This window comes from Methylobacterium terrae, assembly GCF_003173755.1.
Taxonomy (GTDB): domain Bacteria; phylum Pseudomonadota; class Alphaproteobacteria; order Rhizobiales; family Beijerinckiaceae; genus Methylobacterium; species Methylobacterium terrae.
In genome coordinates, this window is the sequence record NZ_CP029553.1 from 4,461,180 (window position 1) to 4,474,166 (window position 12,987).

Genomic DNA, 12,987 nt, shown 5'->3' on the forward strand with positions numbered 1-12,987 from the left:
CGGCGATCCGATGTCGGGGCCTCGCTGCCGCGGCGGCACCGGCTATTCCTTGCCCATCTCCATCAGCAGGCGCTCGGCCCGGGCATCCTCGATGCGGTTGACGAGGCGCTTGCCCTCGTGGACGTCGCGCACGGTCTTGACCAGGGTGATGCAGGACTGGACCAGCATCGTCACGCCCATGGCGAGGTAGCCCTTGGTCCAGAGGTCGAGGGGCAGGAACAGGATGCCGCCCGCCACCATGGTGGCGGCGCCGATGAAGGAGGCGTAGGTGAACGCCACCCAGGCGGAGGTATGCTGCGTGGTCTGCGCGGTCATGGCGGTGAATCCTCGAAACGACGGAACGGGATCGATGCGGTCAGGCGGCGTCGGCCGCGGTCTCGGCCTTGGCGCGCAGGCGCTCCATCACGCGGCCGGCGCTCGGCCGCGCGCGCGGGCCGAAGCCGGCCTCCTCCAGGCGCTCGCACAGGGATGCGGGCGTCGCCCCCTCGATGATCGCCAGCGCCTCGTCGGAGGCGGCGTCGGCGGCCTGCGCCTCGCGCAGGCGCCGCAGGGTGGCCTGCGCCTCGGCGAGCGCCGCCGGGCTCCCGGTGCCCACGCCGCGCCGGGCCCGCAGGCGGCGCACCGCTTCCGCAGCGCGCGCGATCCGCTGGCCGCGCTCCAGCTCGGCGAGCTGGCGGGTGCCCTGCCGCACCGCCCGGCGCAGGGCCGCGACCTCCGCCGCGTAGGCCGCACGGGTGGCCTCGAGCGCTTGCGCCTCCGCCTCCATCTCGGCGATCGCCTCGGCGGCCTCGGCCGCCAGGTCCTCGCGCCCGCCGGCGAGCGCCGCGACGGCGCGGGTCTCGAGATCGGCGATCCGTCCCGCGAGCGCCCCTTGTGCCTTGGCGTCGGCGGCCTCCTGCGCGACGGCGCGCGCCAGGGTGCGGCGGCTGTCGTCGAGCGCGGCGGCCGCGTCGCGCATCTGCTGCTCCAGGATCAGGAAGGCGTGCTGGTCGTGCAGGTCCTCGGCGGCGCGGGCGGCCGCACCCCGGACGAGGGTGGAGAGGAGGTTGAGCATCGCGGGCTCCAGGTTCGTGAACGTTGTTCACGATCGCATCCTTCCACAGGTCTGAACGTTGTTCAAGCGCGATTTTGAACGTTGTTCAGCGAGAGTTCCTTCGGGGAGAGGTCGGGCGGATGCGCAACGATGAGCGGCGGGAGCGCCTGCGGGAAGCCCTGCTCGACGCGGCCGAGCGCACGATCGCGGGGAGCGGCCTGTCGGCGCTGAAGGCCCGCGATCTCGCGAAGGACGTCGGCTGCGCGCTCGGCGCGATCTACACGGCGTTTCCCGACCTCGACGCGCTGATCCTGGCGGTGAACCTGCGCACGCTCGCCCTGTTCGACCGCGTCATCGCCACGGTCCCGCTCCCGACGGCGCCCGACGGCCCCGCGACCCCGGCCCAGAAGGACGCAGCGGTGGCGACGCTCGTGCGGCTGGCGGTGGCCTACCTGCACTTCGCCGCCGAGAACCCGGCGCGCTGGCGCGCCCTGTTCCAGCACCGGGTCACGGACGCGCTGCCCGATTGGTACCTCGTCGAGCAGGTGCGGCTGTTCCGCTACATCGAGGCGCCGCTGCGGGTCCTGCGCCCGGATCTCGGCGAGCATGACCGCGCCCTCCTCGCCCGCTCGCTGTTCTCCGCCACCCACGGCCTCGTCAGCCTCGGCCTCGACGAGAAGCTGATGGTGCTGAGCGAACCGGTCCTGCGCGGGCAGATCGAGATCGTGGTGGGGGCGTTGGGGCGGGGGTTGGCGGAGTGAGGCCGGCGCCTGTTCCTCGACCCGACCGGGTGGGCCCTGGCTTCTCGCCTCACCGGGTGATCCGGGGTTTCGCTTTCGCGGCCCCCCGGAGATGACGACGAGGGGATCAGTATCGACGGGGGGATCGAGCGTGCCGGACACTCACCACGGCAGCGTCTCCCCGCGATAATCCACGTAGGCGCAGCCCCGCTGCCCGAGCCGTCCCTCGATCACCGCCGCCATCCCCTCGGCACTGGTCGCCACGTCGATGTCGGCCTCCGGCCCGCCCCCATGTCGGTGCGCACCCAGCCCGGATGCATCAGCAGCGTGCCGAAGGGCGCGTCGCGGTGGCGGGCGGAAAAGGAGCGGGCCAGCGTGTTGAGGGCGGCCTTGCTCGCCCGGTAGCCCTCCCAGGTGCCGCCCTCGTTGAGCGAGACGCTGCCGAGGACCGAGCTCATCAGCACCACCAGGCCGCCGGGGGCGATTCTGTCCGCGAAGGCCTCGGCGAAGCGGATCGGGCTCACCGCGTTGGTCTCGTAGAGCTTGAGCGCGCTCGCCCGGTCGCCCTGCGGCAGCGGCACTCCGGCCCCGTCGGCGACGCCCGCGACGACGAACACGACGTCGAAGCTGCGTCCCGCGAGCGCGTCGCGCAGGGCCGCCACGCCCGCGTCGTCGTCGATGTCGACCCGGGCGAGGTCGGGCGCGACGGGGCTCAAGGCGGCGAGCGCCGGCGCCTCCCCCCGGGCGGTGGCCATGACGGCCCAGCCGCGGGCGAGGAAGGCCCGCACCAGCCCGAGCCCCAAGCCCCGCGAGGCTCCGACGACGAGCGCGCTGCGTTCCTGCTGGACCATGGCGGTCTCCTTCCCGTCGATTCACCGACGGGAGAGATAGGGGCCGCGCCGGGCCGGCAAGGCTGCGCGGCCCGCCTCGGCCGGGCCGCGTCCGACCCGGTCCACGCGCCCGTCAGTCCGTGTTCCCGTCAGTCCATGTCCCGGCTCGCATCTCCGTCGAGCCCGGCCTCGAGGTCGTCCTCGGCCTCGGCGTCGGAATCGTGCGCCTCGAGCCCGGCGGCCTCGGCGAGGTTGCGGGCGGCGCGGCGCAGGAGCTTGCGCAGGCGCCGGCGCTCCTTGTTGTCGAAGCCCTCCAGCATCTCGGCCTCGACCTCGTCCCACAGGCCCTCGATCGCCGCGGCCTTGGCCAGGCCCGCCTCGGTCAGGCGCACCCGGACGATGCGGCCGTCCCCGGCCTCGGTCCGGCGCTCGACCACCCCCATGGCGGCGAGCCGCGTGATGGTCTTCGAGGCGGTGGGCGGGCGCACCCGCAGGGTGGCGGCGAGGTCGCCCATCGTCATGGTGCCGGCGGCGGCCAGGGCCTGCACCACCTGCTCCTGGCCGGCGAAGAGGTCGAGCTCCGCCAGGCGGTCGCCGATGCGGCCGCGATGGAGGCGCGCCGCCTGCATCAGGGCCCAGCCGACGCTCTTGGCGCCGGGGGGCCGGAGGCGCTTGGCCGCCCGGCGCGGCGCGTCCACGGCCAAAGCCTGCTCGACCGCTGCCATGGCGTGAGGCCCCCGTTATCGAGACGAATCCTGCCGCGCAGGCGCCACGGGCGCAAGGGCGGGCGGGGCGCCGGTCCTGGCGTCCCAAGGCGCACATGCCAGCCCGGACGTGACGGCTCGATGACGCCGCCCGGTTTCGGTCCCGTCCCCTGCGGCCTATGCTGGGGCGGCGCGAGCGTCGAAGAAGAAGGAGCCAAGCGCATGCCGGCCCGGCCCTGGGGCGACCTGACCACCGAGGAGTGCCGCGGCGGCGCCCTGTCGGGCACCGTGGCGGTGCTGCCGGTCGCGGCGGTCGAGCAGCACGGCCCCCACCTGCCGCTCTCGACCGACGTCGTCATCGCCGAGGGCTACCTCGCCCGGCTCATCGACCTCGTCCCCGACGACCTCGACGTGCGGGTCCTGCCGGTGCAGGCCGTCGGCCTGTCGCCCGAGCACGCCGATTTCCCCGGGACGCTGACGCTCACCCCCGAGACGGCGCTGAGGGCCTGGGGCGAGATCGGCGACGGGGTGGCGCGGGCGGGCTGCCCGCGGCTCGTCATCGTGTCCTCGCACGGCGGCAACAGCGCGCTCGTCGACCTCGTGGCCTTAGGCTTGCGCGGCCGGCACGGGATGGTGGCGGTCACCACCGCCTGGGGCCGGTTCGGCACGCCGCCGGGGCTGTTCCCGGACGACGAGGTGCGCCACGGCATCCATGGCGGCGGGATCGAGACGGCGTTGATGCTGGCGCTCCGGCCCGACCTGGTGCGGCGCGGGGCGATCGAGGACTTCGTGCCGGCGACCCGGCAGATCGCGCGCGACTACACCCACCTGCGGGCCGGGCGCCCGGCCGCCTTCGCCTGGCACGCCCAGGACCTGAACCCGGCCGGCGCCATCGGCGACGCGCGCCTCGGCAGCGTCGAGGCCGGGCGCGCCCTCCTCGACCACGGCGCCCGCGCCTTCGTCGAACTGCTCGGCGAGGTCGCCCGCTTCACTCTTCCCGAGCCGGTCTCGCGCCGGGCGGAGTGACACACTATATCACTCTGCGCCGCGCCGCCCCGGCGGCGCCCCCGCGACCGGTTTCGCTGCAAGAAGACGCCCCCGCATGTCCGACAAGATCCCCGTCACAGTGCTCACCGGCTATCTCGGCGCCGGCAAGACCACGCTCCTCAACCGCATCCTCACCGAGCCGCACGGCAAGCGCTACGCCGTGATCGTCAACGAGTTCGGCGAGATCGGCATCGACAACGACCTCGTGGTCGGCGCCGACGAGGAAGTGTTCGAGATGAACAACGGCTGCATCTGCTGCACCGTGCGCGGCGACCTGATCCGCATCATGGACGGGCTGATGAAGCGCAAGGGCAAGTTCGACGCGATCATCGTCGAGACCACCGGCCTCGCCGACCCAGCCCCGGTCGCCCAGACCTTCTTCGTCGACCAGGATGTCGGCGAGGCCGCCACCCTCGACGCCGTGGTGACGGTGGCGGACGCCAAGTGGCTGTCCGAGCGCCTGAAGGACGCCCCCGAGGCCAAGAACCAGGTCGCCTTCGCGGACGTGATCCTGCTCAACAAGTCCGACCTCGTCGACGAGGCCGGCCTGGACAGCGTCGAGCGTCAGATCCGCGCGATCAACCCGTCGGCCGAGATCCACCGCACCCAGCACTGCGCGGTGCCGCTCGCGACGGTCCTCGACCGCAAGGCCTTCGACCTCTCCCGCATCATCGAGGTCGAGCCCGATTTCCTCGAGGAGGGCCACCATCACCACCATTCCGACGAGATCCAGTCGATCTCGGCGCGGATTCCCGGCGCGGTCGATCCCAACAAGTTCATGCCGTGGATCTCCGACCTGACCCAGGTCCAGGGGCCGGACATCCTGCGCTGCAAGGGCATCGTCAGCTTCCCCGACGAGCCGCGCCGCTTCGTCTTCCAGGGCGTCCACATGATCCTCGACGGCGACCTGCAGGACGAGTGGAAGCCGGGCGACCCGCGGGAATCCCGCGTCGTCTTCATCGGCCGCCACCTCGACCCGGAGGCGATCCGCCGGGGCTTCGAGGCCTGCCGCGCCTGAGCGGCCGGTCCCCCGCTTGAGCGGGGGCGACCGATCCTGTCGCTTTCGCGACGTTTGGCGCTTTCGCGCCCCGGGCGGCCATGGTAGAGGCTTGGCCGTCCGTTGATGGTCGCGGGAGAGACCGGCCCCGAGCCGGCACCGAAGGGGAAAGGTGCGCCAGCCGTGCTGCGCGCCGAAGCTCTCAGGTCAAAGGACCGCGATCGAGAGGACACTCTGGAGAGGGCGCCACGACGCCCGCCGATGGAGCAAGCCGGCACCGCCGGCGAATCTCTCAGGCCACCCGAACAGAGTTCCAACCCCTGTAACCCGCCGTGACCCGGCGGGAAGGATGGAACGCGTGTCGGGACAGACAACCTCCTTCGACCTCATCGTGCTCGGTGCCGGCGTCGTCGGCACCGCCACCGCCTACTGGGCCGCGAAGGCCGGCCTGTCGGTCTGCGTGATCGACCGCCAGGGCGGCGCAGGCCTCGAGACCAGCTACGCCAATGGCGGCCAGATCTCGGTGAGCCACGCCGAGCCCTGGGCCAACCCAGGCGCGCCGCTCAAGGTGATGAAGTGGCTGTTCGACGCGCGTGCGCCGCTGCTCTTCACCCCCCGCCTCGACCGGCACCAATGGTCGTGGATCGCCGGCTTCCTGCGCAACTGCACGCCCGAGCGGGCGCGCCGCAACACCGTCGAGATCGTGCGGCTCGGCGCCTACAGCCGCGCCAAGCTCCAGGAGATCCGCGCCGCCGAGAACCTGGCTTACGCCGAGAAGACCCTCGGCATCCTGCATTTCTACCGCGACACCAAGGAGTTCGAGGCGGCCAAGCCCGTCGCCGAGCTGATGCGCCAGCACGGCTGCGAGCGCCGGGTGGTCTCCCGCGACGAGGTGCTGGCGCTCGAGCCGGCCTTCGCGAACGCCATCGACGACGTGGTCGGCGCCACCTACACGGCGGAGGACGAGAGCGGCGACGCCCGCGCCTTCACCCAGGCGCTCGCCGCACGTACCGCCGCGATGGGCGCGACCTTCCTGTACGGCTCCGAGGCGACGCGGCTGCTGCTCTCCCCGAACGGCGACCGGATCGCCGGCGTCGAGGCGATGGTGGCCGGCGGTCACCAGCGGCTCACCGCCCCGAACGTCGTCGTGTCGCTCGGCGCGTGGTCGGCGCCGTTCCTGCGCCGCTACGGCGTCAACCTGGCGATCTACCCGGCCAAGGGCTACTCGGTCTCGATCCCGATCGAGGGCCACAACGGCGCGCCGCAGGTCAGCCTGACCGACGACGAGTACAAGCTGGTCTACTCGAACCTCGGCACCCACCTGCGGGTCGCCGGCACGGCCGAATTGTCGGGCTACACCCGCCACCTCGACGCCGCGCGGGTCGCGGCGATCCTGGAGAACGCCCGGCGCACCTTCCCCAACGCCGGCAACTTCGCCGCCGCTACCGCCTGGAGCGGCCTGCGCCCGACCACGCCCTCGAACGTGCCCTATCTCGGCCGCACCCGCATCCGCGGCCTCGTGCTCAATACCGGCCACGGCACGCTCGGCTGGACCATGGCGGCGGGCTCCGGCCGCATCGCCGCCGACCTCGTGACCGAGCGCGAGACCGAGATCCCGGCGCCGCTGGCGGCGTGAGGGGGGCGGCCCCCGGTGCATCGGGGGTCGAGGCCCGGGGATTTCTCCTCATTCATCGACGACGGTGCCGGACGGTCGGCGCGACGGAGCTGTGTTTCCGCCTCGGTGATCCGGCCGCTGGCCACCGGGTCGTCGAGCCGATCCGTGAACCCTGCCCATCTCGACCTCGCGCTCAAGATCGTCTCACTCATGTCGTCGAGGTTCACGACTTTTCCGAGGGGACGCTGACTTCCGGGATCGCGAGGGGGCTTTGTAAAAGCGGAGCGTGGCCCGGAGCGCCTTCGCTCGGGCCGCTGGTTCACCGGGGCGATGGAGGGTTTCGGCCGCTGGCTCCGCGAAATCCGCCCTGCCGTCTCCCGGCCGGATCGGGGGCCATCTCGACCGCAGCAAGGATGCTTGCGCTGCTCTCGATACCTCAAGATCAATCCGGCACTGCTGTGACCAGGCTCGGAATTTCCTGCCCAGGCCTCAAAATCCAGACCGTTTTTACGGTGGGCTCGCGACCATTCGGACACTTCAACGGCCCGCTGCACTCCCAGTAGAACCCCCACTCGTCTTTGCGGCAGCGGACGACCGGATTTTCGACGCCATGAATTTCAAGCGCGGAGATGAGAGCGCCGGGATGCTCGCGTTTGAACCCGAACGCCTCGAAGAAAGCTCGCTTCCCTTGCCCGTCAACGCGCGGATCTGGGCTCAAGAGATAACCGGTGACCTTCACCAACGGACAATGGACATCCGGCAGGTAGTCGCCAACGGCGAGAAGGCGGTGCATTCCTACGCGATGCGCACGTCACCGGCCCGCACTGTCACCAGCGCCGCGAAGGGCTCGACGAATTCGACCATGAACGCCTCATGGTCGCCGAGCACCTCCACGACCATGCCGCAACTGCCGCTCGGCACGTCCTGACCCTCCCACGTCCGACCAGCGCTCAGAAGTTCTACCCGCTCGAATTGCTCGGGCGGGCGATCTGTCGGCGCGGTACGGATCATGGGAAAGGTGAAGGCCATGTGCGGAATGTAGCCAAAGGCTACACTGGCACAAGGGCCGGCGGCTCCGCGAACCTCGATGTCCAGCGGTCCGTAGATCCGTCGTCGTGGTCTCGACGAGGGCCGTCGCAATCCATGGTCCAAGGCATCGAGGATCGTTCCCCGCGAGCCGTCCGGGTATCGCGTAGTGAGGGCATCCTCGGGCTTGCCAAACGCCCAGAGCACGAAGGCGGGACCACGCCGCATTCGCCAATGAGCCGGGCCGATCCACTGCGTGGGGCTTCTGGGCAAGCGTGCTCGGTATCCCCTTTCCCGAGGGTGCTGCGTCCTCCTTCAGCAGGGAGGTAGAACGTTATCAGGGGGGGCTCGTCGAAGTCCATCATCGTCGCCGGCCTCTCTTCCGGGCGAGCGCTCCTCGACGATGTCGGAGCCCATCCTAGCGCACCGTCACCTGATCCTTGATCTTGTCATAGGTCGCCCGGCTCAGGACCCGCTTCGACAGGAGTTCGCCCGGCGACCCGTAGGGCCGCTTGGCGATGATCGCCTTGCCGATCATGCCGCCGCCAAGGCCGTTCAGTTCCGCTACGCTCGCGGTGTTGAGGTCGACGGTGCCGGTCGACGGCGGTGCGTCGGCGGTGGCGTCGGCCTGGGGCAGCGGCGCGGAGGGCGCGGCCGGTGTGAAGACCGGGGGAGGGGAGGGGGCCGGGGCAGGCGCCGGCACGTCGCTCGGCGCCGGGGCCGCCTCCGCCACCGGCGGCTGGCGCTGCGCCGGCGGGTCCGCCGGGCGCGGACCCGGATAGACCGAGCGCACCGGGTCCCCGCCCTCGCTCGGCGGCGGGCTCGCGGGCGCGACGCTCCGCCCGGGTTCGGCCCGCTTGGACGAATCCACCTTGGGCGGCTCCGACACGTGCGTGACGGTGGAGCGCGGCATCAGCACCTGCCACAGGCCGGCGAGGCCGGCCGCCAGCACGACGATGACGAGGGCGCGGGTGATGGCCGAACCGGTCAGCATCGCGGCTTCATGTCCTTGGTGGCTCGAGACGGGGCTGCCGGCGGCAGCGCCGCGCCCATCCTACAACGGGTTATGGCCAGCGCGAGGCATAGACAATCGCGCGCGGCCGATATCCCGCCGGATGTCCACGGATTCGCGCATGGAATGTCGGTCCCGCCGGGCGGAGCTGCCCTAAAGTCACCGAGGCTGTCGACGCGCCGGACTTCCCGGGAGCACCGTCAGGCGGCGGGAACCAGGCGCCGGATTGCCCGGATCGCCCCGTCCCCGGTGCCCGGTCCGGTGGCGCCGCCGCGGATGCGGCCTTCCGCCTCCGCCAGGGGCTCGACCGCCACCGCCATGTGGTGGCCGTTGGCGTGGATCAGCCGGGCCTCGTCCAGCATCATCCCGACATGGCCGCGCCAGAACACCAGGTCGCCCCGGCGCAGGCCGGAGAGGTCCAGGGCGACCGGCACCGGTGCGCCGAGGGCGGCCTCCTGCTGGTCGCTGTCGCGGGGCGCCCGGATGCCGGCGGCGGCGAGCGCCGCCTGCACCAGCCCGGAGCAGTCGAGCCCGAGGCTGCTGCGCCCGCCCCAGAGATAGGGCGTGCCGAGGAAGCGCAGGGCCGTCGCGGCAAAATCCGGCTCGATCGCGTCGACCGGTGCGAGATGCCCGGCGACGACGAAGCCGCCGCCGTGGAGGCGCGCGTACCGGCCTTCGAGGCCGTCGACCGTCACCCCGGCGCCGAGGCTGAGCGCGCCGAGGACCGGGCGCTTCAGGTCGGCGGCGGGGTAGAGGAAGGTGCGGGGCGCCGCGACCCGGTGCGTCGGGGCCGGATCGGCGGGGCCGAGCGCCTCCGCCGGGAGATAGCCGACGTAGCCGTCCGCCGCGAGCTGCGCGAAGGCCCAGCCGTCGCGCACGTCGTAGACCGTCACGGCCTCGCCCCGGAGCGCCTCGCTGTCGAGGGCTGCGAGCGGGTCGGGCGCGCGCCGCAGGGGCGCGAGGGGCGCCCCGATCCGGTGCGGCCGGCCGGGGACGTAGCGCGCCGCCTCGACCCGGCCGCGCAGGCGCTCGTCGGCGAGGTCGGGCCGGGCCGGGGTCAGGCGCGGGTCGAGGCGGGGAAGCTCGGTCATGGCCCGATCCTCTCAGGGCCGCCCCTTCCCGGCAAGCCGTCGCCCGCGAGCCGCCCCTCCCGCCGCCGCGACGGTGCCTGCGACCTTATGCCCGACCCGGCGCGGGATCCGCTCACGAACCGAATTCCGCTGGCGCCGCCGCATCCTACCCGGAAACACCGCGCAACCATTCCAGCCGCGCCGGGTTGGACATGCGCGTGTTGCACTGCAACAATCGTCGTGCCCGCGCTATGGTCAGCCCATGATGATGAGCCGCACCGTGAAGAAGCCGACCGACAAGCCCCGCAACCTGCCGCCGATCCGGGTGCGCAAGGAGCCCCCGACCGTCTCCGAGGCGGTGGCCGCGGCCCAGGACCTCGCCGACGACGTCGAGCAGCAGGTCGAGATCGCCGCGGGCCTGATCGGCCTGTCCCCCGAGGAGGTGCGCCCGCACGTGCTCCAGGCCGCCCAGGTGCTGGCCGCCCGGCCGAAGGCGGAGCGCGCGCCCGAGCGGATCATCAGCACCGGCAACGGCCTGCGCGGTCCGCGCACGGTCATCGTCGAGCGCCGGGCCGGACGGCCTCTCGTCGAGCGCCGGACCCGTCCGCCGCTCGACGGGCGACGCTGACGCGTCCGCAATCCTGTTATCCATCTTATGCTGTTGCGCGCGGCACCGCATCCGAGAGATTATTGTTCACCATCGAACGCCGCGCAGCGGTTTCGACGGTCCGCCGGCCCGTGTTATGCTGGCGGTACGAGGATCCTGCGGCGAGGGCGACGTCCGGTTGCCGTCGGTATGGTGTGCACATGAACTCTCTCGAGCCTGTCCTGGCAGGCGTGGATGCGTTGCGGCTCGACAACCAGCTCTGCTACGCGCTCTACGCGGCCTCCCACCGCATGACGAAGTGCTACCGGCCGCTGCTCGAGCGGCTGGGCCTCACCTACCCGCAATATCTCGTGCTGATCGTGCTGTGGGAGAATGACGGCCTCACGGTCTCCGATATCGGCCGTCGCCTGCGGCTCGATTCCGGCACGCTGACCCCGGTGCTCAAGCGCCTCGAGGCGGCCGGCTTCGTGCGCCGCACCCGGCGCCAGGCCGACGAGCGCGAGGTCGAGATCAGCCTGACCGAGGAGGGCCGGGCCCTGCAAGCCGAGGCCGTGGACGTGCGCCGGTCGGTGGTCCAGACCCTGCAGATGTCCGAGGGCGAGATCGCGGACCTGCGCGCCCGCCTCGACAGCCTCATCGCCACGCTGGGCAGCGACGCCTGACGCCGGACCGGATTGTTTTGCCGGTTAACAAATCCTGCTTGAGCGCCGCGGCGCAACCCGCTTAAAGGGACGGGCGAGGTGTGCCGTCCGCCGCGAGGGGCCGGCCCGATCGCACGACGAAGGACCGCCCGAGGCGCCTCCCGGGAGGTCGTCGCGGGAGGTCGTCGGCGGTCCCCCGCCCAAGACCGGACCAGCGAGTGCGCCCCGCCGTGACACCCGTGATCTGCCCCCGCCTTCGAGCCGGCCTTCCGGGATACGGCGTCCTTGCGGGCCGGGCGGGCGCATGAAGAGCCTGCGCTCCCTCGCGGGCCTCCTCACCGGCTGGTCGGAGCGCAGCGGCGAGCCGCGCCGGCAGGTCGCCGTGCTGCCGGTCCGGCTCGGCCCGGACGGCGCCCTGCAGGTCATGCTCATCACCTCCCGCGAGACCCGGCGCTGGGTGGTGCCGAAGGGCTGGCCGATGAAGGGCCTGAAGAACTACGAGGCCGCCGCCCGCGAAGCCTACGAGGAGGCGGGCCTGATCGGCCGGGTCGGCCGGCGGGCGCTCGGCAGCTACTTCTACCACAAGCGCCTGAAGAGCCGCGACACCGTGCTGTGCCAGGTCCAGGTCTTCCGCCTCGACGTGCGCAAGCAGCTCAAGACCTGGCCCGAGCAGAACGAGCGCGAGGGGCACTGGTTCAGCGTGCCGGAGGCGGCCGAGGCGGTGAGCGAGGCCGGGCTCGCCGCGCTGATCCGCGCCGCCGGGGCCGAGGGCGCGAAGGCCCGCAAGGCGAAGGCCAGGGCGAAGGTCGCGGTCAAGATTCCGCCCAAGGCCCCCTCCAAGGCGCCCTGACGCCGCTATCGCGCCGTCACACGCGGCCGGTATAGGCGCGGGATTCGGCGCGGGCTCCCGGTCCGCCCGGGAGCCCCTCCGGAGCCGCAGACGCGATGGCGATCATCCAGGCCTTCCAGGCCGGCGAATTCCTGAACTCGGCCCTGAGCCTCGTCTGCGCCTTCGTGCTCGGCACCCTGATCGGGGCGGAGCGCCAGTACCGGCAGCGCACCGCGGGCCTGCGCACCAACGTGCTGGTGGCGGTGGGGGCGGCGGCCTTCGTCGATCTGGGCATGCGCATCGGCCACGGCGACGGCGCGATCCGCATCGTCGCCTACGTGGTGTCGGGCGTCGGCTTCCTGGGCGCCGGCGTCATCATGAAGGAGGGGATGAACGTCCGCGGCCTCAACACCGCGGCGACGCTCTGGTGCTCGGCCGCCGTCGGGGCGCTCTCGGGCGTCGACCTCGCGGCGGAGGCGGCCCTCGTCACCGCCGCCGTGCTCGCCGGCAACACCCTGCTGCGGCCCCTCGTCAACGCCATCAATCGCATCCCGATCGACGAGCGCGACGCGGAAGCCACCTACGAGGTCCGCGCCGTCACCGAGACCGGCCGCCTCTCCGAGGTGCGCGACCTCCTGGTGGAACGCCTGGAGGCGGCCCACTACCCGGTGAGCGAGGTCGACGTCGAGGAGCGCGGCGAGGACGACGTCGAGGTGGTCGCCACCCTGGTCAGCACCGCGATCGAGCCGGAGGAGATCGACGCGGTGATCGCCCGGCTCGGGGCGGCCGAGGGGATCCGGCGGGCGACCTGGACGGTCCGGACGACGGATTGACGG

At 72.3% G+C, this 12,987-nt stretch carries 15 protein-coding genes, 1 pseudogene and 1 riboswitch; of the genes and pseudogenes, 8 read left to right on the top strand and 8 right to left on the bottom strand.

What is annotated here, in order from left to right:
* Positions 1-42: 42 nt before the first annotated feature.
* A complete protein-coding gene (locus DK419_RS20710; RefSeq protein WP_109960765.1) occupies positions 43-315 on the bottom strand; it encodes a YiaA/YiaB family inner membrane protein in 273 nt (90 codons plus the stop codon).
* Positions 316-355: 40 nt separating this feature from the next.
* Positions 356-1,054, bottom strand: a complete 699-nt coding sequence (locus DK419_RS20715; protein ID WP_109960766.1) for a PspA/IM30 family protein — start codon at positions 1,052-1,054, stop codon at positions 356-358.
* 119 nt (positions 1,055-1,173) lie between these two features.
* Here DK419_RS20715 and DK419_RS20720 point away from each other — a divergent pair, with 119 nt between their 5' ends.
* On the top strand, positions 1,174-1,794 hold the full coding sequence (locus tag DK419_RS20720) for a TetR/AcrR family transcriptional regulator (RefSeq protein ID WP_109960767.1): 621 nt from the start codon (positions 1,174-1,176) through the stop codon (positions 1,792-1,794).
* A gap of 141 nt (positions 1,795-1,935) precedes the next feature.
* On the opposite strand, the pseudogene DK419_RS20725 reads toward DK419_RS20720, so the two are convergent.
* Both DK419_RS20725 and DK419_RS20730 read right to left on the bottom strand, forming a co-directional pair.
* A pseudogene (locus tag DK419_RS20725) lies at positions 1,936-2,624 on the bottom strand (SDR family NAD(P)-dependent oxidoreductase).
* A gap of 128 nt (positions 2,625-2,752) precedes the next feature.
* Entirely contained in the window at positions 2,753-3,328 is a 576-nt protein-coding gene (locus DK419_RS20730; RefSeq protein WP_109960768.1) for a MarR family winged helix-turn-helix transcriptional regulator, read from the bottom strand.
* Between the two features lie 201 nt (positions 3,329-3,529).
* On the opposite strand from DK419_RS20730, the gene DK419_RS20735 reads away from it, so the two are divergent.
* The 3 genes from DK419_RS20735 (at position 3,530) to DK419_RS20745 (ending at position 6,987) form a co-directional block, all read left to right on the top strand.
* Positions 3,530-4,333 carry a creatininase family protein gene (locus DK419_RS20735; RefSeq protein WP_109960769.1) on the top strand — a complete coding sequence of 268 codons (804 nt, stop codon included), beginning with the start codon at positions 3,530-3,532 and terminating at the stop codon, positions 4,331-4,333.
* Between the two features lie 76 nt (positions 4,334-4,409).
* On the top strand, positions 4,410-5,372 hold the full coding sequence (locus DK419_RS20740) for a CobW family GTP-binding protein (protein ID WP_109960770.1): 963 nt from the start codon (positions 4,410-4,412) through the stop codon (positions 5,370-5,372).
* 102 nt (positions 5,373-5,474) lie between these two features.
* Positions 5,475-5,579, top strand: a riboswitch (glycine riboswitch).
* A 130-nt stretch (positions 5,580-5,709) separates the two neighbouring features.
* Positions 5,710-6,987, top strand: coding sequence for a D-amino acid dehydrogenase (locus DK419_RS20745; RefSeq protein ID WP_208642226.1), 1,278 nt, complete (start codon positions 5,710-5,712; stop codon positions 6,985-6,987).
* A gap of 421 nt (positions 6,988-7,408) precedes the next feature.
* Here DK419_RS20745 and DK419_RS28775 read toward each other — a convergent pair whose 3' ends face one another.
* The 4 genes from DK419_RS28775 to DK419_RS20755 all read right to left on the bottom strand — a co-directional run bounded on the left by DK419_RS28775 (position 7,409) and on the right by DK419_RS20755 (position 10,095).
* Positions 7,409-7,759 carry a DUF6883 domain-containing protein gene (locus DK419_RS28775; protein WP_162561330.1) on the bottom strand — a complete coding sequence of 117 codons (351 nt, stop codon included), beginning with the start codon at positions 7,757-7,759 and terminating at the stop codon, positions 7,409-7,411.
* 2 nt (positions 7,760-7,761) lie between these two features.
* The gene (locus DK419_RS28780) at positions 7,762-7,995 is read right to left on the bottom strand and encodes a DUF4926 domain-containing protein (RefSeq protein WP_162561331.1); all 234 of its coding nucleotides are present in this window, start codon (positions 7,993-7,995) and stop codon (positions 7,762-7,764) included.
* A 415-nt stretch (positions 7,996-8,410) separates the two neighbouring features.
* Complete coding sequence (locus tag DK419_RS20750) at positions 8,411-8,986, bottom strand: ComEA family DNA-binding protein (protein ID WP_109960772.1); 576 nt, start codon at positions 8,984-8,986, stop codon at positions 8,411-8,413.
* Positions 8,987-9,204: 218 nt separating this feature from the next.
* Positions 9,205-10,095 carry a C40 family peptidase gene (locus DK419_RS20755; RefSeq protein ID WP_109960773.1) on the bottom strand — a complete coding sequence of 297 codons (891 nt, stop codon included), beginning with the start codon at positions 10,093-10,095 and terminating at the stop codon, positions 9,205-9,207.
* 259 nt (positions 10,096-10,354) lie between these two features.
* On the opposite strand from DK419_RS20755, the gene DK419_RS20760 reads away from it, so the two are divergent.
* From DK419_RS20760 to DK419_RS20775, 4 genes are all read left to right on the top strand, one after another.
* The gene (locus tag DK419_RS20760) at positions 10,355-10,702 is read left to right on the top strand and encodes a hypothetical protein (RefSeq protein WP_425352601.1); all 348 of its coding nucleotides are present in this window, start codon (positions 10,355-10,357) and stop codon (positions 10,700-10,702) included.
* A 179-nt stretch (positions 10,703-10,881) separates the two neighbouring features.
* A complete protein-coding gene (locus DK419_RS20765) occupies positions 10,882-11,343 on the top strand; it encodes a MarR family winged helix-turn-helix transcriptional regulator (RefSeq protein WP_109960775.1) in 462 nt (153 codons plus the stop codon).
* Positions 11,344-11,626: 283 nt separating this feature from the next.
* Entirely contained in the window at positions 11,627-12,172 is a 546-nt protein-coding gene (locus tag DK419_RS20770) for an NUDIX hydrolase (protein WP_109960776.1), read from the top strand.
* A gap of 95 nt (positions 12,173-12,267) precedes the next feature.
* A complete protein-coding gene (locus tag DK419_RS20775; RefSeq protein ID WP_109960777.1) occupies positions 12,268-12,984 on the top strand; it encodes an MgtC/SapB family protein in 717 nt (238 codons plus the stop codon).
* Positions 12,985-12,987: the final 3 nt, after the last annotated feature.

What these genes read in the sequence shown, in the direction of transcription:
- DK419_RS20710 (WP_109960765.1), bottom strand. Translation starts at nt 315, where the DNA reads ATGACCGCGCAGACCACGCAGCATACCTCCGCCTGGGTGGCGTTCACC.
- DK419_RS20715 (WP_109960766.1), bottom strand. Translation starts at nt 1,054, where the DNA reads ATGCTCAACCTCCTCTCCACCCTCGTCCGGGGTGCGGCCGCCCGCGCC.
- DK419_RS20720 (WP_109960767.1), top strand. Translation starts at nt 1,174, where the DNA reads ATGCGCAACGATGAGCGGCGGGAGCGCCTGCGGGAAGCCCTGCTCGAC.
- DK419_RS20730 (WP_109960768.1), bottom strand. Translation starts at nt 3,328, where the DNA reads ATGGCAGCGGTCGAGCAGGCTTTGGCCGTGGACGCGCCGCGCCGGGCG.
- DK419_RS20735 (WP_109960769.1), top strand. Translation starts at nt 3,530, where the DNA reads ATGCCGGCCCGGCCCTGGGGCGACCTGACCACCGAGGAGTGCCGCGGC.
- DK419_RS20740 (WP_109960770.1), top strand. Translation starts at nt 4,410, where the DNA reads ATGTCCGACAAGATCCCCGTCACAGTGCTCACCGGCTATCTCGGCGCC.
- DK419_RS28775 (WP_162561330.1), bottom strand. Translation starts at nt 7,759, where the DNA reads ATGCACCGCCTTCTCGCCGTTGGCGACTACCTGCCGGATGTCCATTGT.
- DK419_RS28780 (WP_162561331.1), bottom strand. Translation starts at nt 7,995, where the DNA reads ATGGCCTTCACCTTTCCCATGATCCGTACCGCGCCGACAGATCGCCCG.
- DK419_RS20750 (WP_109960772.1), bottom strand. Translation starts at nt 8,986, where the DNA reads ATGCTGACCGGTTCGGCCATCACCCGCGCCCTCGTCATCGTCGTGCTG.
- DK419_RS20755 (WP_109960773.1), bottom strand. Translation starts at nt 10,095, where the DNA reads ATGACCGAGCTTCCCCGCCTCGACCCGCGCCTGACCCCGGCCCGGCCC.
- DK419_RS20765 (WP_109960775.1), top strand. Translation starts at nt 10,882, where the DNA reads ATGAACTCTCTCGAGCCTGTCCTGGCAGGCGTGGATGCGTTGCGGCTC.
- DK419_RS20770 (WP_109960776.1), top strand. Translation starts at nt 11,627, where the DNA reads ATGAAGAGCCTGCGCTCCCTCGCGGGCCTCCTCACCGGCTGGTCGGAG.
- DK419_RS20775 (WP_109960777.1), top strand. Translation starts at nt 12,268, where the DNA reads ATGGCGATCATCCAGGCCTTCCAGGCCGGCGAATTCCTGAACTCGGCC.